Source organism: Microbacterium sp. 67-17 (assembly GCF_001898325.1).
Lineage (GTDB): Bacteria > Actinomycetota > Actinomycetes > Actinomycetales > Microbacteriaceae > Microbacterium > Microbacterium schleiferi.
Window position 1 is genome coordinate 106,690 of the sequence record NZ_MKTR01000034.1, and the last position, 21,262, is coordinate 127,951.

Sequence of the window (21,262 nt, forward strand, 5' to 3'; positions counted from 1 at the left end):
CCCGCAGCATCGACGGGACGACGACCACGAGGAGGCCTGCATGCTCCTCGTTCTCGTGGCGTTCACGATCGGGTCGCTCGCACTTCCGCTGCTCGTGCGGGCGTGGGGGCCGAGGGCGTTCTTCGGCGCCGCTGCGGTCTCGTTCGCGGCCTTCCTGTACACCGCGGCGCTCTCACCTCGCGTGCTCGCCGGCGACATCCCGTTCGAGTCGTTCACCTGGATCGAACCGCTCGATATCGCGCTGTCGATGCGGATGGACACGCTGTCATGGGTGCTCGCGCTGATCGTCACCGGAGTCGGCGCTCTCGTGCTGCTGTACTGCCGGTGGTACTTCGACGGCAAGGAAGACCTCGGCCAGTTCGCCGCCGTGTTGCTCGCGTTCGCGGGGGCGATGTACGGACTCGTGCTCACCGACGATGTCGTCGTGCTCGTGATGTTCTGGGAGGTCACGAGTGTTCTGTCGTATCTGCTGATCGGCTACTACAACCGGCGAGCGGCCAGTCGGCGCGCTGCCCTGCAGGCGCTTCTGGTGACGACTCTCGGTGGCCTGGTCATGCTCATCGGCGTCGTCCTCGTTGTGGTTCAGTCAGGCACCTCGAGCCTGTCCGAGATCCTCGCCGACCCACCGGTCAGTCCCGTCATGACCGCGGCGCTCGTGCTGCTGCTGGTCGGAGCGCTCAGCAAGTCCGCGATCTTCCCCTTCCACTTCTGGCTCCCCGGTGCGATGGCGGCCCCGACGCCAGTGTCGGCGTACCTGCACGCGGCAGCCATGGTCAAGGCGGGTATCTATCTGGTCGCGGTGTTGGCGCCCGTTTTCGCCGAGAACCCCGCGTGGCACCCGATCGTGATCGGACTCGGCGGCTTCACGATGCTGCTCGGCGGGTGGCAGGCCCTGCGGGAGACAGATCTCAAGCGCCTTCTCGCCTACGGAACTGTCAGTCAGCTCGGCTTCCTCATGGTCGTGCTCGGGTATGGCACGCAGGATGCCGCCCTGGCGGGGCTTGCACTGTTGCTCAGTCATGCCCTCTTCAAGTCCGCGCTGTTTCTCATCGTCGGCATCATCGACCACCAACTTTCAACCCGCGATCTTCGCGAGATCAGCGGACTCGGGCGCCAGGCGCCGGTCCTTGCCACCGCCGCGATCGTGTCGATCGCGTCGATGGTCGGAATCATCCCCACCGTCGGGTTCGTGGCGAAGGAAGGCGCGCTCGCGGCACTCCTCTACGAGGCGCTCGGCGGCTCCGCATGGGGTCTTGTGGCGCTGCTGGCCGTCGTTCTCGGCTCGGTGCTGACCGCGGCCTACGGCATCCGTTTCGTCTGGGGTGCCTTCTGGACCAAGCGCGACATTGCTCGGGTATCGTGGCCGGCTCCGTCAGCCGGATTCGCCTCGGCGCCCGTGGTGCTGGCCGTCCTGAGCCTCGCTGCAGGCTTCTCGGCACCGCTTTTGGATGTGGCTTTCGCACGGTACGCCGATCTCGCCCCCGCGGCCAGCCCCGGCGTCCCCACACCGGAGCACCCCGCGTACCTATCGCTGTGGCATGGGTTCGAACCTGCCCTGTGGATCTCGCTCGGCACGATCGCGCTCGGTGCCGTCCTCTTTGTTTTCACGGCGCGGGGAGTCGGACGCCGGCGCGTTCTTCCCTTCACGGCAGTGGATGCCTACAACGGGTCGCTGCGCATGATCGAGCGGCTCTCGGTGCTGACGACCACGCTCGTCCAGCGCGGATCGCTGCCGGTCTATGTCGCCACGATCTTCCTCGTGCTCGTGGCAGGCGAGGGAACCGCGTTGTTGGCCTCATCCGACTGGCAGGCAGACCTCGACGCCTTCCACACGCCCGTGCAGCTCGCTGTTGCTCCGGTGATGATCGCGGCAGGAGTCATCGCCGTCCGTGCCCGCAAGCGCTATACGGGTGTCGTGCTCGTCTCGGTCACCGGCCTCGGTATGGTCGTGCTCTTCGCAACCAGCGGTGCACCCGATCTCGCCCTCACCCAGATCCTCGTCGAGACGGTCACACTGGTGGCTTTTGCGCTCGTGCTGCGCCGCATCCCGTCGCGCCTGGGCGCCCATAACGGTTCGTCGTTTGCCGTGGGGCGCGCAATATTGGCCGTGCTCGTGGGACTCACGATGGCCGGTGTCGCCATCGTGGCGACGGGTGCCCGCGTCGATGTGCCCATTTCGCTGGCCTTCCCGGGACTTGCCTACGAGATCGGGCACGGCAAGAACGTCGTCAACGTCGCGCTTGTCGACCTGCGTGGCTGGGACACGATGGGTGAACTCTCGGTCGTCGTGCTCGCCGCCACCGGTGTCGCATCCCTCGTCTTCGTCACGAATCGCTCTGAGACGCTGCCGCAGATCACGGCGCCGATCATCCAGCGTGCCCAGCGCGCGGTGCGTCGCCGCACGCCGCTGACCGAGGCGGACGTGGAAGGTGCTCCTAGCCGCACCGCGTGGCTCGTCGGAGGTCAGCGCGTGCGCCCCGAGAATCGCTCGATCCTGCTCGAGATCGTGGTGCGGATCCTCTTCCACTCGATCATCATCGTGTCGCTGTATCTGTTGTTCGCCGGGCACAACCTTCCCGGTGGTGGGTTCGCAGCGGGTCTCGTTGCCGGTATGGCCCTGGTGATGCGCTACATCGCGGGTGGTCGCTACGAACTCGGCGCAGCTGCGCCGACAGATGCCGGGCGCTTCCTCGGGATCGGCATGGGCATCGCCGTAGCCTGCGCCATTATCCCGCTCGCTTTCGGTGTCGAGCCGCTGACGCGTGCGATCTTCGAGGCCGAGATCCCCGTGCTCGGGCACATCGAGTTCGTCACCTCGACGATCTTCGACGTCGGTGTCTACCTGGTCGTGATCGGACTGGTGCTGGATGTCCTGCGCAGTCTCGGCGCCGAGGTCGACCGTCAGGCGAATGCCGCCGTGGATTCGGTAGCTGCGCGTGAGGGGGGGAGCCGATCGTGAACGTCTCGATCGTTCTGATCGTCATCATGGCGGTGCTCTTCGCCGCCGGGGTGTACGCGATGCTCGAGCGCAGCCTCACGCGGGTGCTCATCGGCTTCCTCCTGCTCGGCAATGCCGCCAACCTCTTGCTGTTGGTCGGGATGGGGCGGCCCGGTATCGCGCCGTTCTACGGCGACGGTGAACCCCAGGAGATGTCAGATCCCCTCCCCCAGGCGCTGACGTTGACCGCGATCGTGATCACCTTCGCGATCTCGGCATTCCTTCTCGCACTGATCTACCGCTCTTGGCAGCTGGGTCAGGCCGACACGTTCGACGAAGACGAAGCGGATGTCGCGCTGCGCGAGCGCGGCATGCGAGCCGACGACGAGATGGATCAGGAGATCGAACCCGAAGACGACGACGCGACAAGCGACTTCCTCGCATCCGAAGCCGCAGACGACCGGACGAAGGGATCAGGTTCATGACCGCCCTCGTTCCGCTTCTGGTCACCCTGCCCCTGCTGGGTGCAGCTATCGCCCTCATCGCCGGCCGCCACCGTCGAGTTCAGGTGGGCGTTTCGGTCGTCACTCTCGTCCTGACCCTCGCGATCGCGACAGTGCTGCTGGTCGCCGTCGACGCGTCGAACCTCCCCTTCGCGGTGTCGGTGGGAGGCTGGCCCGTCCCGTTCGGGATCGTGCTCTATGTCGATCGCCTTGCCGCGCTGCTCGTCATGGTCTCCAGCGTCGTGCTACTTGCCGTGCTCCTGTTCTCGATCGGGCAGGGAGCCGCGGACGGCGACGACGACACCCCGGTCTCGATCTTCCACCCGACGTACCTCATCCTCGCGGCGGGCATCTTCGTCGCCTTCACCGCGGGCGACCTGTTCAACCTCTACGTCGGCTTCGAGATCCTGCTCGTCGCGTCGTACGTGCTCATCACCCTCGGAAACAGTGAGCAACGCATCCGTGCGGGCATTACGTACATCGTCGTCTCCCTGGTCTCGTCGATCCTGTTCCTCTCGGCGATCGCGATGATCTACGGCGCGACAGGCACGGTCAACATGGTCCAGCTCGCGGACCGGATGACGCAGCTGCCGCAGGAGACGCAGTACGTGCTGCACGTCATGCTGCTTCTTGCCTTCGCGATCAAGGCAGCGGTCTTCCCGGTGTCGTTCTGGCTCCCCGACTCCTATCCGACGGCTCCTGCGCCGGTGACTGCTGTGTTCGCGGGCCTGCTGACGAAGGTCGGCGTCTATGCGATCATCCGCACCGAGACCCAGATCTTCCTCGAGAACGACCTCAATACGATCCTGCTCATCGCCGCGCTCGCGACGATGGTGATCGGCATCCTGGGCGCCGTCGCGCAGGCTGAACTCAAGCGGATCCTGTCGTTCACCCTGGTCAGCCACGTCGGGTACATGATCTTCGGGATCGCGATCGCGACACCCGCGGCGATCGGGGCGACCATCTACTACATGGTCCACCACATCGTGGTGCAGACCACGCTCTTCCTCGCGGTGGGCCTGGTCGAGCGCCGGGCCGGCAGCACCTCGATCCTCAAGGTCAAGGGGCTCATGCGAGCAGCCCCCGTCATCGCGCTGCTGTACTTCATCCCGGCGGTGAACCTCGGGGGTCTGCCGCCCTTCTCGGGCTTCATCGGCAAGTACGCGTTGTTCGATGCGGGCGCTGCCGTCGGCACACCGTTGATGATGACCCTGATCGTCGCCGGTATCGCGACGAGCCTGCTCACCCTGTATGCGCTCATGCGAGCGTGGAACCTCTCGTTCTGGCGAGAGGATGACGATTCCAGCGAGACCTCACAGCGCACGGCTTACCTGCAGGCTGCTCCCGCAGCGACGACGATCACCGAACGCCGCGTGATTCCGCGCATCATGACGGCAGCCACCGCGGGGATGGTCGCGGTCAGCGTCGCACTGACCGTCTTTGCGGGGCCGCTGTATGAGATCTGCGCTCGTGTGGGCGGCGCGCTGCTGGAGCCGATCACCGTCGTCCAGCTCGATGAATCGGTCGACATGAGCGGGGAGGTGCAGCCGTGACAGATCGCTTCCCCGAGCCCGTCGGCTTCTTCACGGCCATCTGGCGACAGCTTCCCGTCCTGTTGTGGCTGACGGTGCTGTGGATGCTGCTGTGGGGACAGTTCACAGTGCTCGCCTTCCTCACCGGGCTTGTCGCCGCCATCGCGGTCACTACCGTCTTCCACCTGCCGGTGGTCGAGCTGTCGCGGCGGCTGAACCTCTGGTACGCGCTGGTATTTGTCGTCACCTTCCTCGGGGGGCTGGTGCGCGGCTCGCTGAGTGTCGCGTGGCAGGTGCTCGACCTGCGTCGACAGCCCGGCACTGCAGTGATCGGCGTGCAGCTGCGTACCGACGATGACCTGCTGATGGCTCACACCGCGATCACCTGCTCGCTAATTCCCGGCTCGCTCGTGCTGGATGCCGACCGCGATCGCCGCATCCTCTACCTGCACATCATCGGCGTGCGCGGCGAGAAGGAGATCGAAGCCAATCGGCGTGAGACGCTCCTGTGGGAGGCGCGCCTGACCCGGGCGTTCGGGTCGCGCGAGCAGCTGCAGCGACTGCGGCAGGCCCAGGAAGCGGAGGTGTCATGACGGTTTCGACGATCCTGATCATCGCCATCTATGTCGCGTTTACAGCAGCGGCGCTCATCACGCTCTGGCGCATCGTCGCGGGCCCCTCGATCCTCGACCGCGCTGTCGCGTCCGATGTGCTGCTGACCGAGGTCGTCTGCATCCTCGGCGCTGACATGGTGATCGGACACCACACCCGCACGCTGCCCGTCTTGCTCATCATCGCGGCGGTCGGCATCTTCGGATCGATCGCGATCGCTCGGTTCGTCGCCCGAAAGGACGTGACGAAATGACGGATGCTGAGATCGCGGCACTTCTTGACGGGACGGCCCTCGTGCTGATCCTGATCGGCGCAGTGCTGTGCCTGACGGCAGCGATCGGACTCGCGAGGTTCCGCGACGTCCCGAGCCGTCTTCATGCCGCGACCAAGCCCCAGGTCCTGGGTGTCATTCTGATCTGTCTCGCGATCGCCCTTGCGCAGCGCAGTTGGGCAGTGGTCGCGTTCATCGTGCCGATCATCCTGATCCAGCTCGCGGCATCGCCGCTTGCCGCTCATATGGTGGGGCGCCAGGCTTACCGCAACCGCACGATGGACGTCGATGACCTCGTCGTCGACGAACTCGCCGACGCCGAGATCGAGACCTCCCGCCCCGAGACGGGCGCTGATCCCGGGTGAGGCCGAGTTCACCGGTTCGGCTGAGGGTCAGTTCGCCGGTTCGAGAGTGAGGGTGTGCTCGGTGGCAGCGGTCACGGCATCCGGAGAGAAAGCCCAGGGCGAGAGTCCCGCCGCCTGCCACGTTGCTGTCTGGTCGGTGTAGTTCTCGTGGAACGCGTGACCGCTGGCGCCGGTCAGGTGATTCCAGCCTGACGCGTCGAAATCACTCAGATCGACGACCATTCGCATCGACGGCACCGTCGTCGTCGCGAAGCCCTCACCGAGCGGCCATCCCGTCGCATTGACCACCGAGGAGCCGCCACCCACCGGGAACGGACCGCGGTTGAACAGCGCTTCGATCGGCGCGATATCCGAAGTTCCGAACGTCTCATGGGTGAGTGTGATCGCGTGCAGGGTGCCCCACCGCCACTGCAGGGGATTCGATCCCTGCGCCCTGGTGAGGATCTCGGTGGCGCTTCGTGCGCTGGTTTCCAGCATCTCTCGCTGGCCCGACACGCCGATCTCCGTGTTCGTCCACCAGGCAGAGCCGGGCTCAGCGAGCAGGTTCTGCACCACCAGGAACTGCCGCGACTGGCTCGTCAGGGGCACGGGCGCGGAGCGTCCCCGGGTGAACAGGTTCTGCGCAAGCTCGTCCCACACGACGTTCGCGAAGGCGGCGGCCGACGAGTCGGCGTCGTTCTGGGCGTCCCACTGCCGCAGCAGGTCGAGTGCGGCATCCGTTGCCTCGTCACCAGTGCGAAGGTTCTCGAAGGCAGTGATGAGCGTCTTGCCGATCTCGGACTGGTTGTCGGCCTGGATGCCGCGCATCACCTCGGCGGTGACGGGCCCCTCGGCGATGGCTCGCTGCAGCAGTTCATCGATGCGGGCTGCGCGCCATCCGTCGTCCCAGTCCCGCGTGAGGAAGTAGGGGTAGTTCTGGTCGACGATCGCGTTGTTTGCGGTCACGATGTAGCCTGCGTCCGGGTTGTAGGCCACCGGCAGGTCAGCGAACGGGATGTAACCCTGCCAGTCGTAGGCCGAGTCCCACCCGGGCTGGGGCATCGACCCGTCGCCGGCGCCGCGAATCGGAAGCTGCCCCGGCGTCTGGTAGCCGATGTTGCCGGCGATATCCGCGTAGATGAGGTTCTGGGCCGGCACGACGAACTTCTCGGCGGCTGCGCGGAAGCCGGTGAAATCCGTGGCAGCGTTCAGCTCGAAGATCGCAGTAGCCGTCGTTCCCGGCTGCAGTGCGGTCCACTGGATGCTGACGGCGGTCTCGCCGTCGGGCTCAGCCGCCGGGGTGGCTGCGGCGCCTGCTGTGCCGACCACGGGGTCGGCGGCGATCGCGTCGAAGTCCGGGGTCAGACCCGAAATGATCGGGCCGTGCACCGTCGAGCGGATCGTCAGCTCGACGTCCTCGCCCCCGGCCACCTTCAGCGTCTCGGTGCGGGTGTCGAGGTCGACGAGCCCGCCGTCTCGCCAGTACTGGTCGCCGTCGAGCTTCTCGATGTAGAGGTCGACGACATCTGTCGTGAGGTTGGTGAAACCCCAGGCGATCGACGCGTTGTGCCCGATGATGATGCCGGGCACGCCCGAGAAGCTGAAGCCGCTGACATCGAACGGACACGTGTCGCTTGGGGCGGAGCAGCGCAGACCGGTCTGGTACCAGACGCTCGGTAGGGAGGCTCCGAGGTGGGGGTCGTTGGCCAGCAGCGGCATCCCGGTGTCGGTGTAGTGGCCCGCCACGACCCAGGAGTTCGAACCGATACCCTCGCCCGCATCACCGATCAGCGTCGAGACGGCGCTCACGACGTCTGACACCTCGCTCCAGCGGATGCCGGCCGCAGCTGCTTGCGCTGGCTCGGTAGCCGCCGGAACGTCGGTGATCTGCGGCACGATGACCGGGTTCTCGTCGTACGGGTACGGCGGGTAGAGCTCGAGGAGCTCCTCGTCGGTGTAGTCGGTGGCCAGCAGCGCCCGCTCGGTTTCGGTCTCGATGTTCGACCGGAGGTCCCAGGCCATGGCCTTGAGCCACGCCACCGAGTCGGCGGGAGTCCACGGTTCGATCTCGTAGTCGGCACTCTGCAGGCCCAGAACTGCATACTCCAGCGAAACATCTGCCGCGTCGCGGTTCGCGAGATACGCGTTCACTCCGTCGGCGTAGGCCTGGTAGTACGAGACGGTCGTCTCATCGAGCGCCGCCACTTCCTGCTCGGCGATCGTGCGCCAGCCGAGGGTCCGCAGGAACGCATCGGTGCCGACCTGGGACTCACCGAACAGCTCTGAGAGGCGGCCACTGGTCACGTGGCGGCGGAAGTCCATCTCCCAGAAGCGATCCTGGGCGTGCACGTACCCTTGCGCGAAGAAGAGGTCGTCGGTGGAGCCCGCCGTGATCGTCGGGATGCCGAGTTCGGAGCGTTGCACGGTGACGGTGCCCGACAGTCCGTCCAGAGCGATCGTTCCCTCGGCCTGGGGGAACGATCGATTCACGAACCACACGCCGACTCCCGCGGCAACAAGCGCGAGCACGACGAGCCCCACGAACACGCTGTAGGCGATGAGGCCGATGCGGCGGCCGAGGCGCGGGCGGGTCGGCGCCTCGGGGGCATCGCCGACAACGGCGGCTACGGTCTTCGACATTGAAGCCTCTCGGGAGAGCCGGGCGGACACGGGGTCGCAGTCGATCTGGGCTCCCGTGTCAGGTGGTCATCCTAGCCCGCGCTGCCGCGTTCGGGTCAGCCGATGAGGCTCGGCTGGAGGTCCCGCAGAGTCCTCCCGTGCGTCATCCGAGCGACCCCGATCGCCGCGAGCGTGAGTCCGCCCAGGAGCCACAGGCTCAGGATGCCGAGGTCGGTGCCGACGCGGGCAATGTCGCCGCCGTACATGAGCTGGCGCATCCCGTCGACGACGTACCCCATGGGCAGGATGTGGTGCAGCCAGGTCAGCGGCTCGGGCAGTGTCTGCCACGGGAAGGTTCCGCCGGCCGTCACGAGCTGCAGCACCATGAGCACGAGCCCCAGGAACTGACCGACCGACCCGAGCCACACGTTCAGGGCAAGGATGATCGCGGCGTAGGTGAGTGAGGCGAATACCATCACGCCGAGGGTCGCCAACGGATGCGTGAACGTGAAGCCGAGGGCCGCAGCGAGGATGCCGAACAGGGCGAGCATCTGCAGTCCGCCGAGGAGCCCCGGGGTGAGCCATCCGGCGAGGGTGACCCTGACCGGCGAGTGCAGGGCTGTCACGGCGCGGCGCGAGATCGGCTTCACGATCAGGAAGAGCGCGTAGATGCCGATCCATCCGGCAAGTGCTGCGAAGAATGGGGCAAGGCCCGCACCGTAGTCTCCCGCTGCGGCGACCTTGCCTGTCTCCACCGCGACCGGATCGGCGATCGTCTTCGCTTGCGCGTCCCGAAGTGCGGCATCCGAATCGGGAATCTGCGCGACGCCCGAGGCAAGACCGTCGCGCAGCGTTGCCGCTCCCTCGTCGAGCTGCGTCAGACCCTCGGCCAGAGTCTGGGACGCGGCATCCAGCTGCACCGCGCCGCTGGCGGCATCCTGGAGCCCGCCGGAGAGCTGCTGTGCGCCGGCAGCCACCTGCGCGGCGCCGGCTGCCAGAGCATCGACGGATGATGCCGCGCTCTGCACCTGCGCGTTGGCGTTCTGCACGGCTCCGGCAAGCGGGTCGAGGCGCGCGAGTACGGCATCGATCTCGGCAGGGGTGAGGCCCTCGGCGGTCAGCGCGTCGATGATGTCCTGGCGAACCGCCGGGAGCGCGTTGACCGCCTGCTGGCTGGCGGCGCTGGCTCGGCCCGCGTACCCCGCCAGTGTCGCGGTTCCCTGGGAGACCTGCGCCGCACCGTCAGCCAGGCTCGGGGCGGCGTCCGCGAGTTGCGTGACCCCGGATGAGAGCTGGGCAGCCCCGTCGGCGAGGCGCGCGGATCCGTCGGATGCCTGCGCCGTGCCGTCGGTCAGCTGCGTCGCACCGGTGACGGCATCCTGCAGGTTCGAACGGATGTCGGCGATCCCCGAGAGCAAGCGCGACGCCGCCTCTTGTCCGACAAGTTGCGCCACTGACGCACGAATCTTCTCGATCGCCTGGTCGCCGATCGTGGAGGCGAGGTAGTTGTTGGCGTCGTTGGTCTCGAGTTCGAGGCGAGCCTGGTGCGGATCGCTGCCCGAGGTCGACACCAGTGCCCTCGAGAAGTCGGCCGGGATCGTCACGATGAAGTCCACGGAGCCGTCGGTCAGAGCCTTCTCGGCAGCACCGGCCTCGAGCGACTGCCAGTCGAAGCTGCCGTCCCGGAGGAGGTTGTCGGCGACCTCGTCGCCGTAGTTCACGCTCGCGCCGTCGTTCTCAGCTCCCGTGTCGAGATTCACGAGGGCAACCGGCACCTCGCTGAGCCGGCCGTACGGGTCTTGATTTGCCCACAGGTAGACGCCTCCGTAGAGCACGGGCACCAGCATGAGCGCCACGAGGGCGAGGACCGACATGCGCGTCGCGGTCAGCCGCCGAAGCTCCGCCGCGATCATGGCCGGGACCTTCATGAGTGATCCTCCTCGGCATCGTCGAAGCTCGTGGGCGCCGGGTCCTCCAGCGCCGGGGGGTCAGCGAGCTCGGAACCTGGAATCGCCTCGGAAATGCTCTCGACGTCGTGGGGGCCGAGCTCGGCGCGGGGCGCGACGTCGGCGAGCACCGCGCCGGACGCGGCCCCGGCGATCACCAGAACGCTCGTGCCGCGGTCGGCGAATCCGACGGCGATCTGCCACCATCGCTCCGGGTGGCCGCCGTGGCGATCGGGGGAGACGACGACGAGACCTTCGACGCCGGGACGCAGGATCGCGAGCTCCATCAGCAGCCGGAGCCGATCGGCAGGCGCGACATCGGCGATCGGCAAGCGGGACAGACCCGCGGCATCGTGCGTCAGGAGCCACTGCTTCACTGCTCGAGGCGAGGCAGGGTGACCCGCGAACATGAGTTCCTCGGCGACGATGCCCCACACGGTGACGTTGGGCGCGGGATCGCTGACATCCGGCGCGTCGACCAGGGCGACTCGTCGACGCAGCGCGCCACGGTCTGCAACCCCGTCGATCCGGACAGTGCCGGTATCGGGTGTCATCCTGCCCGCCGCGATGAGACCGAGAACGGTGGGGCGTTGTTCGGTTTCGGCGACGGCGAGTCTGGCGACACGGTTGCCGTAGCTGAGACTCATGTGCGGGAGGGCGATGCCGCGCCGGCCCTTGCTGACGTCGGAGAGTTCAACGTGCACCGGATGCCCCCTTCGTGCTCGTGCTCGTGCTCGTGCTCGTGCTTGTGCTTGTGCTTGCGAGTCGAGCCTCGACATCCTGCCAAGACAACCCGGCGATGCTGAGCACGGCTCGCACCGCCAGCTGAGCCGTGACCTCGGCATCCTGCTGGTCCCAGCGGACGATGAGGGTGCGTGCGGTCTCTTCGATCAGGCGCGTGAGCATCGCGGCGCTGATGTCCCGCCGGATCTGTTCGGTGCGCTGACCGTCCTCGACGATAGCTGCAAGACGCGCGCGCAGGGGCGCGAGGGATGCCGCAGTCAGTGCCAGGTAGCGCTCCTCGAGGGCGATCGCCGCGGACGCGTGCACAAGCGAGGCCTCGTGCCACAGCCGCGTGGTCAGCTCGATCAGCTCTTCCAATGGCTCGGCCTCGGCAACGCCGTTCGCTATCGCGTTGAACCGGTCTGCACCGCGTTCGATGACCGCACGCACCAATGCGTCGCGGTCGGCGAAGTGTCCGTACAGGGCGCGACGGGTCAGTCCTGCGGCCTGCGCGATCGTGGCGAGCGAGACGCGCGGGTCGCGGGCGATCTCACGTTGTGCGCAGGCGAGGAGCTCGTCGCGGTTGCGCACGGCGTCCCGGCGAAGGGCGTGCGCGGCGGTGTGGGCCATGCACCAATCATCGCAGAAAGTGCACACTGGTGTGCACTTTCGCCAGCGAATGCTCAGGCACCGCCAGCTGAGCGCCTCTCAGTCGGCGCCGAAATCGAAAGCTGCGGCCTCGCCCGCGGCATCCGTCGCCTCGGCCAGTTCTTCCCGGGCGGCGTCGTAGGGAGCGGCGTGCTCAGTGATCTCCTCGGCCTCGCCGCGCTTGAGAGCTCCGATCAGCTCACCCGTGGGGCCGCCGAGAAGACCCATGCTCGCGTACTGCTCGAGTCGCGTGCGGGAATCGGCGATGTCGAGGTTTCGCATCGTGAGCTGGCCGATCCGATCCACCGGGCCGAAGGCTGCGTCGCCGACGCGTTCCATCGAGAGCTTCTCGGGACCGTACGACATCACCGGCGCGGTGGTGTCGAGGACGGTGTAGTCCTCGCCGCGACGGAGCCGCAGCGTCACGGTCCCCGTGATCGTGGAACCCACCCACTTCTGGATCGACTCCCGCAGCATGATCGACTGCGGCTCCAGCCAGCGGCCCTCGTACATGAGCCTGCCGAGGCGGCGCCCCTGCTCGTGGTAGGTCGCGAGGGTGTCTTCGTTGAGGATCGCATTGACGAGGCGCTCGTAGGCGATGAACAGCAGCGCCATTCCCGGAGCTTCGTAGATTCCGCGCGACTTCGCCTCGATGATGCGGTTCTCGATCTGGTCGCTCATGCCGAGGCCGTGTCGACCGCCGATGCGGTTGGCCTCGAACACCAGGTCGACCGGGTCGGAGTACGCGGTGCCGTTCAGGGCGACCGGACGACCGGCCTCGAAGGTGACGGTGACATCCTCGGCTGCGATCTCGACCTCGGGGTCCCAGAAGCGCACCCCCATGATCGGTTCAACGGTCTCGAGCGACACGTCGAGGTGCTCGAGGGTCTTCGCTTCGTGCGTCGCACCCCAGATGTTGGCATCCGTCGAGTACGCCTTCTCGGCTGAGTCACGGTACGGGAAGCCGTGCGCAACGAGCCACTCGCTCATCTCTTTGCGGCCACCGAGTTCGCGCACGAACTCGGCATCCAGCCACGGCTTGTAGATGCGCAGCGCGGGGTTGGCGAGCAGGCCGTAGCGGTAGAAGCGCTCGATGTCGTTGCCCTTGTAGGTCGACCCGTCGCCCCAGATGTCGACGCCGTCCTCCTTCATTGCGCGAACGAGGAGCGTTCCCGTGACGGCGCGACCCAGCGGTGTGGTGTTGAAATACGTGCGACCACCGGAGCGGATGTGGAACGCGCCGCAGGACAGGGCCGCGAAGCCCTCCTCGACGAGCGCGGTCTTGCAGTCGACAAGGCGCGACACCTCGGCGCCGTAGGTCAGCGCGCGGCCCGGAATGGCGGCGATGTCATCTTCGTCGGGCTGCCCGAGATCCCCCGTGTAGGTGCAAGGCACCGCACCCTTGTCTCGCATCCACGCGACGGCCACGGAGGTGTCCAGACCCCCCGAGAAGGCGATGCCGATGCGCTCGCCGATGGGCAGGGACTGGAGGACCTTCGACATGGAACCTCAGTCTACTGAGCGGCGCTGCCCGCCTCGGCGGCGTCGGCACCCCGCCGACGACCCACCCAGATCACACCGGCCGCCAGGAGCAGGATGCCGGCGGCGATGCCGACGACATAGAGTGCGACTCCGCCGTAGCCCCAGGGCTGGATGTTGGGGTTCAGGAACGGGTAGGGATACCACCACGGATTGCCGGTGCGGAAGTCGGTGACCAGCGGCCCGCGCACCAGCGTGTAGATCACCCAGACGATCGGGAAGGCGATGATCGTCCACAGCGCACGCCAGGGAAGGCGGCGCCGTAGCGGGCCGAACAGAACGTCGAGCAGGATGAACAGGGGAGCCCAGACGTGCAGGATCTCGTTCGACCACGGAACTGTCGATCCCTGGGGGAGCGGGATGTTTCGCAGCAGCGCGTTGTAGACGATCCCGGTGATCAGCATGTAGGTCGACACCGCGGCCAGCAGCGTGGCGAACCACGCGGGGTCGACGCGGTCACCCCGCCAGATCAGGATCGCCCCGATCGTCAGAGCCACTGCCGCCCCGACGTTGGAGAGGATCGTGAAGAAGCTGAAGAAGTCGACGGCGGTGAGTCCGAGGGGCCAGCTGTTGCTGGCGGAGATACTCAGGGTGCGCACCAGCTGCCCGATGATTGCCGCCACGCCCGCGATGGCAGCGAGCAGCCGAAGCGTCGCCCACGCGGTGGCCCAGGCCCGTGATCTCAGCATGTGCACACGATATCGAGCGCCCTCGCCGAAGCCTTCTCGGGCCGCGATGCGACGCGCCGATAGACTCGAGACCTACCAGCTCACGTCACCCCGGGGGAATTCGTCATGCCAGGCATCGTGATCGTCGGAGTGCAGTGGGGCGACGAAGGCAAGGGCAAAGCCACCGACCTGCTCGGTGATCGCACCGATTGGGTCGTCAAGTTCAACGGTGGCAACAACGCGGGCCACACCGTCGTGATCGGCGATGAGAAGTATGCCCTGCACTTGCTGCCCTCCGGCATCCTCTCCCCCGGTGTGAACGCCGTCATCGGGAACGGGGTCGTCGTCGACCTCGAGGTTCTCTTCGGCGAGCTCGAGGCGCTGCGCGCTCGCGGCATCGACACGTCGCGGTTGAAGATCAGCTCGGCAGCCCACGTCATCACGCAGTATCACCGCACGCTCGACAAGGTCACCGAGCGCTTCCTCGGCAAGCGCCAGATCGGAACGACGGGGCGCGGTATCGGTCCGGCATATGCCGACAAGATCAACCGTGTCGGCATCCGGATGCAGGACCTGTTCGACGAGAAGATTCTGCGGCAGAAGGTCGAGGGTGCCCTCGAACAGAAGAACCACCTCCTCGTGAAGGTTTACAACCGTCGCGCGATCGAGGTCGATGAGATCGTCGAGGACCTGCTCTCGTACACTGAGCGGCTTCGCCCGATGGTGACCGACACCTCGCTCCTCCTGAACGACGCGCTCGACAGGGGTGAGCTTGTCGTCTTCGAGGGCGGTCAGGCGACCATGCTCGATGTCGACCACGGCACCTACCCGTTCGTCACGTCATCCTCGGCTACCGCGGGCGGCGCGGCGACCGGGTCCGGCGTCGGACCCAATCGCCTCGACCGGATCGTCGGTATCGTCAAGGCCTACACGACGCGCGTCGGGTCCGGGCCTTTCCCGACCGAACTCTTCGACGAGCAGGGTGAGTGGATCCGACAGCAGGGGTTCGAGTTCGGGACCACGACGGGTCGCCCCCGTCGGGTCGGCTGGTATGACGCGCCCATCACGCGGTACGCCACGCGCATCAACGGCATCACCGACCTCGTGCTCACCAAACTCGACATCCTGACCGGCCTCGAGCAGATCCCCGTGTGCGTCGCGTACGACGTCGACGGGCGCCGTTTCGACGACGTTCCCGACAATCAGTCGGACTTCCACCACGCGCGCCCGATCCTGGAGTACCTGCCCGGCTGGAGCGAGGACATCTCCGGGGCGCGCACGTTTGAGGATCTTCCGCTGGAAGCTCAGGACTACGTGCTCGCGCTCGAGGAGATGAGCGGCACCCGCATCTCGGTGATCGGTGTCGGACCCGGTCGGGACGCGGTCATCGTCCGCCGCGACCTGGTCGACTGAGGTCGGCCGCGCGTGCGTTTTCTTGTCGGCGGCTACACGACCGACATGGACGGCACCGCCGACGGGATCGGCCTGCTCACCGCTGGCGATGCTGACTCGACGAGCGCTGGTGCCCTCAGCTGGCGGGGGACCCTGGCCTCTGCGCCCTCCCCCTCGTGGGTGGCGAAGCATCCGACGCTGGATGTGGTCTACGCGACACTTGAGGGCGCGGGAGCGGTCCAGGCATTCCGGGAGCAGGGGCCAGACCAGTGGGTCGCGCTCGGGCAGCCGACCCCCGTCGGTGCGGCGCCCTGTCACATCCTCGCTGGTCGCGAACGGCTCTTCGTCACGTGCTGGGGAGACGGCCAGGTGGTGCAGGTCGAGCTGGATGCCGACGGCGGCATTCGCGGTTCCGCGACGGCGGATGCGGCATCCGACCCGTACGCGGGCTACGACCAGGAGCCGCGGGTCTCGCACGCTCACCAGTCGATCGTCGTGGCTCCGGGCGTTGTCGCCACGACGGACATGGGGTTCGACCTCGTTCGGTTCTGGCGAACCGGTTCGCGCGCGCCGCGCCTCATGCAGGAGGTGACACTCCCGCGGGGCTCGGGACCGCGGCACGGCATCCTGCACCCCAGTGGCCATCTGTACATCGTCGCGGAGCTCTCATGTGAGCTGTTCGTGCTCGCGCCTGACGAGGCCGGAATGTGGCACGTCGTGGGTGGAACACCGCTGGGCGCTGGGACGCTCGACGGCGACACCGCGGCAGAGCTGGCGCCGTCGCCTGACGCCACGCTCCTTTATGCCGGTGTGCGCGGCAGCAACACGATCGCCGTGATGCGGGTGGCCGGCGACGGCGAGGCGGTCTCACCGCTAGCCCTGGTGGAGGCCGGAGTCGACTGGCCGCGGCATCACCTCGTCGTCGGCGACGGCGTGCTCGTCGCGGGTCAGCGATCGAACGACGTCGTCGTGTTGGCTGTCGATGCTCGCGGCATCCCGGGACGCGTCGCGACCAGGACCGAGGTCCCTTCGCCGACCTGCCTCCTGCGCCTACCGTGAGTATCGCCGCAACGGTCTGACTCCGAGCTCGCCACCTGCGAGCGGTCGCCGGTGCCTGCACGGAGGTCGACATGCCGTCTGCCCTTGATGAGGCAGTTGCGGGGCGCCGAGGGAGCGTCGTCGTCTACCTGGCCGTCGCGTTCGGCCTCACCTGGCTGGTGTGGACCCCTCTGGCGGTCGCGGCGCTCAGCGCTACGGAGCTGCCGCCGGTCCCCCTCGTCTTTTTCGCCGGGTCCTTCGGGCCCCTGGCGGGGGCGGTTGCTGCCAGCGCGTGGAGCGGCGGGTGGCGCGGGGTGCGAGCCTGGGCCAACCGAACATTCTCGGTGCGATTCCGCCGGGTGTGGTGGTGGTGGGCCCTAGGGATGCCCGTCGCGTACTTCCTCGTCGGCTACCTCACCGCTGCGATCGTGACAGGTGGCTGGCCCGACATGACGCAGTTCGGTCTGACCGAGAAGCTGCCGGGGTGGAACGTGGCAGCCGTCGCCGTTGTGTGGATCCTCACCTTCGGGCTCGGCGAGGAAGCAGGATGGCGGGGCTGGCTGCTGCCGCACCTGGCGGAGCGCTTCTCCACGTTCTGGGCTGCGCTCATCGTCGCGGGTGTGTGGATCGTGTGGCACGCCCCGGCCTTCATCTTCAACCCGACCTACCGTGAGATGGGCCCGGGCATCATCGGATGGATGCTGGCCCTCGTCACGGGCTCGTACCTCCTCGCATGGATGGGGCGCGGCGCCGGATGGAGCATCGTTCCCGTGCTGATCTGGCACGGGGGATTCGACCTGCTCACGGCATCCGACCAAGCCGCCGGGACGATTGCGGCCACGATCAGTGCCCTCGTCATGGTGCAGGGGGTCATCGCTGCCGGCATCCTGTGGCGGGACCGCAGACGGGAGCGCGTTAGCTCGGTGTAACTGCGTCCGGCATCGGGCCTGTGGCGGGCAGACCGAGCGACACAACACGTTCGCGGGGCTGCGGCGGCGAATGGTCTTGGGTGAGCGCGGCGCCGGCCAAGGCGATGGCGATGGTTGCGAGCAGCCCGACCAGCAGATAGTGCCACCACCGCGGCCCGCTTGGCGGCGGCGCAGGGCGGCGGACGCTCGACTGCTTGCTCGTAGGGGCGTTTCTCATGCGGCGCTCTCCTCCGGTTCGGGCGGGGTGATAGCGGGTAGGGGCACGCGCATCGGGGGCGAGATGTGGATCTCGCGGATTCGTCCGCGCGCAGTCAGCACCGCAAGCGGTGTCCAGACCGTGACTTCGTCGTGAAAGCTCGTGGCCCGCCACTCCGCCCACGCGAGCAGGTGATCGGGCTCGGCGTCGTGGGTCGAGATGAGTCGAAGCGTGGATGAGCGGTGCAGTACCACCATCTCGAACCAGCGGGCGAGGTTGCCCTTGCCCAGATAGGTGTGCTGCGGCTCGACGAGAATGCACTCCTCTTCCAGCTCACTCAGAAAGCCGGAAAGGTCAGCAGCGTTGATCGCCTGGATCCAGCCGGCCACGACAGCGGCAGCGGAACTGCGGGTCACGGGCCTTCCCCCAGACGACACACCGGACGCAGGCACGGAATGCCCGCGGTTCCCCCACCTCGATTATTCGGGTCGGACCCAGGAGCGCATGAGCTACATCGAGTAATTCAACCGTCGGTCGTCCATGAATACTCCTGGTCTCACCCGCCCGTAGACTTCAGTTAGTGCGGAACCCGCCACAGGTTCCGCCACAGACTAGGCTGGTTTTGGCGGGTGCAGGCAGCCTTCGTTATAAGGAACCCATGCACCGCCACATCGACGACCAGCTGCGCTACGACCTGAGTGCGGCGATCGACGACGAGCGGGTTGAAGACGTCGAGTCGATCCTCGAGTTCGCCCTCTGGGGGCTGTTGTTCGAGGATCTGCGGCTGGCGAGCCGAGCGCTGGCTGCACTGGCGCCCCACGACGGAGTCTGGGCAGTCCGTGTCGCCGCCGCTCGGGTAGTCCTGCGTTCTCATCAGGGTTCCGACCTGCTGGGCGTTCCGGAGCTCGCTCCCGGTGCACCTGAGTCCCACGATGCCGTGCGTGTGGAGTCGATGCTCATCAGGCTGAGCGGTAGCCGATGCCGAGCACGAACCGACGAGACGGCAGGACTTCTCGCGGAGATGACGCGGCTCGACACGGAAGGCACACTCGAAGCCCCGGGCTCGCCGCCGTTGCTGCGCGCCCTGCTGCGGGTCCAGTTGGCGATCGCTCACCTCCACGCGGGGTCGTCTGCGGTCGCCTTAGCTCACCTCGCGGTAGCAGCGCGCCTCGCCGATACCTGCGCGACACTGCACCGCAGCATCCTCGCCAAGTCCGCAACGGTGCATGCGCTGCGCGGCAATCTCGTCGAGGCACGGCGTCAGCTCCGACGCTTCGACAGGGTGGACGGCGAAATCCCCGCGCCGTGGTTGCGGGCGCTCCGGGAAGAGCAGGCGCTCGCCGAGGCGATGATGCTTGTGGAGCGCTTCGACAACCACGAGCCTGAGATGGAATGGCCCGAGGTGGAAGCTTCGGATGATCTGTGGCCGATTACCGCCCTCCTCCGTGCGCGACTCGCCCTGCTCGAACGGAGCCCCATGCGTGCGCTCGAGATCGTCGAGTTCGCAGAGACGACCCACCCGGGCTGGAACAGCGTCTTCGCGCAGGATGTTATCGCCGCAATGAAGGCCCACGCACTGCTGCAGCTCTCGGAACCCGACCGCGCGCGAGACGTCCTGGCTCAGGCGCCGCAGGGTCCTCTTGTCGTCCTCGCGACAGCCCACCTGCAGATGTTCGTCGGTGACGCCGACGCTGCTCGCGAGCTCGCGACAGCCGTGCTCGATCGTTCGACGAGCAGCCTTGCCGAGCGGGCAGAGGCGCTGCTCGTGCGCATCTGGGCGGACGCGGTCCTCGGGCGGATGCCGACAGCGAGGGAGGGTGGCATCGTCGGCCGCATGGTCGTCGCTGCCGGTCTTGTCCGGATCATCGCGCACATGCCCGGATGGCTCATGGATCAGATGGTCGACCTGTCAGAACGCGGGGTTCGGCCGGCGTTCGAGGCAGCGGTGGACAAAGCGTCGGCAGCTCTCGTGATCACCGAGCGACCACAGTTGACACCGCGCGAGACCGTCGTGTTGAAGGCCCTTGAGCGGCACGGATCGGTCTCCGACATGGCCAAGGCTCTCTCGGTGTCGCCGAGCACTGTCAAGACGCAGCTGTCAGCGATCTATCGCAAGCTCGGGGTGAGCTCGCGCCACCATGCTGTACCTGCCGCCTACCGCTTCGGGTTGCTCGAGCGGGCGGACAGCACCCGCGCGGTCTAGAGCTTCGCGTCCTGCCGGGGAATGACGACCTGCTTGATGATCAGAAGGATCGATGCGGTGATCGGGATAGCGACGAGCGCGCCGAGCAGTCCCAGCAGGGTGCCTCCGACAAGCGCGCCGATCACGACGAGAGAACCGGGAACCGAGATCGCACGGTTCATGACCCGGGGAGTCAGGACGTATGCCTCGAGCTGCATGTAGATCAGGTAGAGAGCCGCGAAGATCAGCGCAGCAACCGGATCGGTGAACAGCGCGATGATCGTCGCGATGCCCCAATAGAGCACGGGTCCGATCAGAGGGATCAGCGTGATGCAGAACGCGATGACCGCCATCAGCGCGGGGAACGGCAGACCGAGGAAGAGGTGAAGGAAGAAGGCCACGACAGAGTTGAAGAACGCGAGAATGACCATCCCCATGAGGTATCCGCCGATGCCGTCAGTGATCTGCTCGGTCATCTCCGTCACCTTCGCGCGGGACTTGGCGGGCGTCAGGCGCACGAAACTGGCCTTGATCGTGTTGAGTGAGGCGAGGAAGTAGAGGCTCAGGACGATCACGATGATGATGCCCGAGATCGCCGTTGCGATTCCCGCGCCGACTGCCAGGACGCCGCCGGTGATCGAGGCGATGTTCGCGGGATTGAGGATGAAGGTTTCGACATCCTTGAGGATGCTGCCGATCTGGTCACCGAAGTTCGTCTGAAGCCACGCGAACGCGTCCGACTTCTCGAAGTCGTTGATCATCGAGGGGATGTCGCGGATGAACTGTGCGATCTGCGCGACCACCGTCGGCATGATGAGCAGGATGACGCCGGCGATGACGAGCAGGAAGCCCATGTAGACGATCACCATCCCCCAGACGCGCCCCACGCCTTTGCGCTCGAGAGCCCGGACGATGGGGTCGAGCCCGAGTGCCGCGAACAGCGCGAAGCTGATGTAGATGATGACCGTGGCAAGGTTTGACACCGCAAGACCGAGCAGGAGGGCCGCCAGCGCTCCCAGAGTCACGGCGAACCCGACTGCGAACGGCTGATTCAGGCCGACCCAGAACGACCGCCGTTGCGGCGCCGGGGTGATGGTGTCGTCGGTGGATGCCACCGTCTCGGCGGAGGTTTCTCCGTCGGGTGCCACCGACGATGACGGGGTCGGGCTCTCGTCGCTCATG

At 66.9% G+C, this 21,262-nt stretch carries 19 protein-coding genes; 10 read left to right on the plus strand and 9 right to left on the minus strand.

The window, feature by feature from the left end; genetic code table 11:
- Positions 1 to 40 precede the first annotated feature (40 nt).
- The 6 genes from BGO47_RS13655 to mnhG are packed head-to-tail and all read left to right on the plus strand — an operon-like array spanning position 41 to position 6,221.
- On the plus strand, positions 41 to 2,959 hold the full coding sequence (locus BGO47_RS13655; RefSeq protein WP_292712727.1) for a Na+/H+ antiporter subunit A: 2,919 nt from the start codon (positions 41 to 43) through the stop codon (positions 2,957 to 2,959).
- A complete protein-coding gene (locus tag BGO47_RS13660) occupies positions 2,956 to 3,423 on the plus strand; it encodes a Na(+)/H(+) antiporter subunit C (RefSeq protein ID WP_292712729.1) in 468 nt (155 codons plus the stop codon). Before BGO47_RS13655 ends, BGO47_RS13660 begins: the two co-directional genes overlap by 4 nt.
- Positions 3,420 to 4,994, plus strand: a complete 1,575-nt coding sequence (locus tag BGO47_RS13665; protein WP_292712731.1) for a Na+/H+ antiporter subunit D — start codon at positions 3,420 to 3,422, stop codon at positions 4,992 to 4,994. Before BGO47_RS13660 ends, BGO47_RS13665 begins: the two co-directional genes overlap by 4 nt.
- Positions 4,991 to 5,566 carry a Na+/H+ antiporter subunit E gene (locus BGO47_RS13670; RefSeq protein ID WP_292712733.1) on the plus strand — a complete coding sequence of 192 codons (576 nt, stop codon included), beginning with the start codon at positions 4,991 to 4,993 and terminating at the stop codon, positions 5,564 to 5,566. Before BGO47_RS13665 ends, BGO47_RS13670 begins: the two co-directional genes overlap by 4 nt.
- A complete protein-coding gene (locus BGO47_RS13675) occupies positions 5,563 to 5,838 on the plus strand; it encodes a monovalent cation/H+ antiporter complex subunit F (RefSeq protein ID WP_292712735.1) in 276 nt (91 codons plus the stop codon). The genes BGO47_RS13670 and BGO47_RS13675 overlap by 4 nt, the downstream gene beginning before the upstream one ends.
- Positions 5,835 to 6,221, plus strand: a complete 387-nt coding sequence (gene mnhG, locus BGO47_RS13680) for a monovalent cation/H(+) antiporter subunit G (protein ID WP_292712736.1) — start codon at positions 5,835 to 5,837, stop codon at positions 6,219 to 6,221. The genes BGO47_RS13675 and mnhG overlap by 4 nt, the downstream gene beginning before the upstream one ends.
- A gap of 27 nt (positions 6,222 to 6,248) precedes the next feature.
- Here the strand turns inward: mnhG and BGO47_RS13685 are convergent, their stop codons facing one another.
- The 6 genes from BGO47_RS13685 to BGO47_RS13710 form a co-directional block, all read right to left on the minus strand.
- A complete protein-coding gene (locus tag BGO47_RS13685; RefSeq protein WP_292712738.1) occupies positions 6,249 to 8,840 on the minus strand; it encodes a penicillin acylase family protein in 2,592 nt (863 codons plus the stop codon).
- A 95-nt stretch (positions 8,841 to 8,935) separates the two neighbouring features.
- A complete protein-coding gene (locus tag BGO47_RS13690; protein ID WP_292712740.1) occupies positions 8,936 to 10,747 on the minus strand; it encodes a YhgE/Pip family protein in 1,812 nt (603 codons plus the stop codon).
- A complete protein-coding gene (locus BGO47_RS13695) occupies positions 10,744 to 11,469 on the minus strand; it encodes a hypothetical protein (protein WP_292712742.1) in 726 nt (241 codons plus the stop codon). Before BGO47_RS13695 ends, BGO47_RS13690 begins: the two co-directional genes overlap by 4 nt.
- Positions 11,459 to 12,118, minus strand: coding sequence for a TetR/AcrR family transcriptional regulator (locus BGO47_RS13700; protein WP_292712743.1), 660 nt, complete (start codon positions 12,116 to 12,118; stop codon positions 11,459 to 11,461). The genes BGO47_RS13695 and BGO47_RS13700 overlap by 11 nt, the downstream gene beginning before the upstream one ends.
- Positions 12,119 to 12,196: 78 nt before the next feature.
- On the minus strand, positions 12,197 to 13,639 hold the full coding sequence (gene argG, locus BGO47_RS13705) for an argininosuccinate synthase (protein ID WP_292712744.1): 1,443 nt from the start codon (positions 13,637 to 13,639) through the stop codon (positions 12,197 to 12,199).
- An 11-nt stretch (positions 13,640 to 13,650) separates the two neighbouring features.
- Positions 13,651 to 14,364: a Pr6Pr family membrane protein gene (locus BGO47_RS13710; RefSeq protein ID WP_292712746.1), complete on the minus strand. Its 714-nt coding sequence runs from the start codon at positions 14,362 to 14,364 to the stop codon at positions 13,651 to 13,653.
- Between the two features lie 105 nt (positions 14,365 to 14,469).
- Here BGO47_RS13710 and BGO47_RS13715 point away from each other — a divergent pair, with 105 nt between their 5' ends.
- The 3 genes from BGO47_RS13715 to BGO47_RS13725 all read left to right on the plus strand — a co-directional run bounded on the left by BGO47_RS13715 (position 14,470) and on the right by BGO47_RS13725 (position 17,702).
- Positions 14,470 to 15,756 (plus strand): adenylosuccinate synthase, encoded by a 1,287-nt coding sequence (locus BGO47_RS13715; protein ID WP_292712748.1) that lies wholly within the window; start codon positions 14,470 to 14,472, stop codon positions 15,754 to 15,756.
- 12 nt (positions 15,757 to 15,768) lie between these two features.
- Positions 15,769 to 16,794 (plus strand): beta-propeller fold lactonase family protein, encoded by a 1,026-nt coding sequence (locus BGO47_RS13720; RefSeq protein ID WP_292712750.1) that lies wholly within the window; start codon positions 15,769 to 15,771, stop codon positions 16,792 to 16,794.
- Between the two features lie 71 nt (positions 16,795 to 16,865).
- The gene (locus tag BGO47_RS13725; protein ID WP_292712751.1) at positions 16,866 to 17,702 is read left to right on the plus strand and encodes a CPBP family intramembrane glutamic endopeptidase; all 837 of its coding nucleotides are present in this window, start codon (positions 16,866 to 16,868) and stop codon (positions 17,700 to 17,702) included.
- Here the strand turns inward: BGO47_RS13725 and BGO47_RS13730 are convergent.
- Both BGO47_RS13730 and BGO47_RS13735 read right to left on the minus strand, forming a co-directional pair.
- Positions 17,689 to 17,919: a hypothetical protein gene (locus BGO47_RS13730; protein WP_292712752.1), complete on the minus strand. Its 231-nt coding sequence runs from the start codon at positions 17,917 to 17,919 to the stop codon at positions 17,689 to 17,691. The genes BGO47_RS13725 and BGO47_RS13730 overlap by 14 nt on opposite strands.
- On the minus strand, positions 17,916 to 18,314 hold the full coding sequence (locus BGO47_RS13735) for a hypothetical protein (protein WP_292712753.1): 399 nt from the start codon (positions 18,312 to 18,314) through the stop codon (positions 17,916 to 17,918). Before BGO47_RS13735 ends, BGO47_RS13730 begins: the two co-directional genes overlap by 4 nt.
- Positions 18,315 to 18,556: 242 nt before the next feature.
- Here BGO47_RS13735 and BGO47_RS13740 point away from each other — a divergent pair, with 242 nt between their 5' ends.
- Complete coding sequence (locus BGO47_RS13740; RefSeq protein WP_292712755.1) at positions 18,557 to 20,101, plus strand: LuxR C-terminal-related transcriptional regulator; 1,545 nt, start codon at positions 18,557 to 18,559, stop codon at positions 20,099 to 20,101.
- Here the strand turns inward: BGO47_RS13740 and BGO47_RS13745 are convergent.
- Complete coding sequence (locus BGO47_RS13745) at positions 20,098 to 21,261, minus strand: AI-2E family transporter (RefSeq protein ID WP_292712757.1); 1,164 nt, start codon at positions 21,259 to 21,261, stop codon at positions 20,098 to 20,100. The genes BGO47_RS13740 and BGO47_RS13745 overlap by 4 nt on opposite strands.
- Position 21,262: the final 1 nt, after the last annotated feature.

What these genes read in the sequence shown, in the direction of transcription:
- BGO47_RS13655 (WP_292712727.1), top strand. Translation starts at nt 41, where the DNA reads ATGCTCCTCGTTCTCGTGGCGTTCACGATCGGGTCGCTCGCACTTCCG.
- BGO47_RS13665 (WP_292712731.1), top strand. Translation starts at nt 3,420, where the DNA reads ATGACCGCCCTCGTTCCGCTTCTGGTCACCCTGCCCCTGCTGGGTGCA.
- BGO47_RS13675 (WP_292712735.1), top strand. Translation starts at nt 5,563, where the DNA reads ATGACGGTTTCGACGATCCTGATCATCGCCATCTATGTCGCGTTTACA.
- mnhG (WP_292712736.1), top strand. Translation starts at nt 5,835, where the DNA reads ATGACGGATGCTGAGATCGCGGCACTTCTTGACGGGACGGCCCTCGTG.
- BGO47_RS13685 (WP_292712738.1), bottom strand. Translation starts at nt 8,840, where the DNA reads ATGTCGAAGACCGTAGCCGCCGTTGTCGGCGATGCCCCCGAGGCGCCG.
- BGO47_RS13690 (WP_292712740.1), bottom strand. Translation starts at nt 10,747, where the DNA reads ATGAAGGTCCCGGCCATGATCGCGGCGGAGCTTCGGCGGCTGACCGCG.
- BGO47_RS13700 (WP_292712743.1), bottom strand. Translation starts at nt 12,118, where the DNA reads ATGGCCCACACCGCCGCGCACGCCCTTCGCCGGGACGCCGTGCGCAAC.
- argG (WP_292712744.1), bottom strand. Translation starts at nt 13,639, where the DNA reads ATGTCGAAGGTCCTCCAGTCCCTGCCCATCGGCGAGCGCATCGGCATC.
- BGO47_RS13710 (WP_292712746.1), bottom strand. Translation starts at nt 14,364, where the DNA reads ATGCTGAGATCACGGGCCTGGGCCACCGCGTGGGCGACGCTTCGGCTG.
- BGO47_RS13715 (WP_292712748.1), top strand. Translation starts at nt 14,470, where the DNA reads ATGCCAGGCATCGTGATCGTCGGAGTGCAGTGGGGCGACGAAGGCAAG.
- BGO47_RS13725 (WP_292712751.1), top strand. Translation starts at nt 16,866, where the DNA reads ATGCCGTCTGCCCTTGATGAGGCAGTTGCGGGGCGCCGAGGGAGCGTC.
- BGO47_RS13730 (WP_292712752.1), bottom strand. Translation starts at nt 17,919, where the DNA reads ATGAGAAACGCCCCTACGAGCAAGCAGTCGAGCGTCCGCCGCCCTGCG.
- BGO47_RS13740 (WP_292712755.1), top strand. Translation starts at nt 18,557, where the DNA reads ATGCACCGCCACATCGACGACCAGCTGCGCTACGACCTGAGTGCGGCG.
- BGO47_RS13745 (WP_292712757.1), bottom strand. Translation starts at nt 21,261, where the DNA reads ATGAGCGACGAGAGCCCGACCCCGTCATCGTCGGTGGCACCCGACGGA.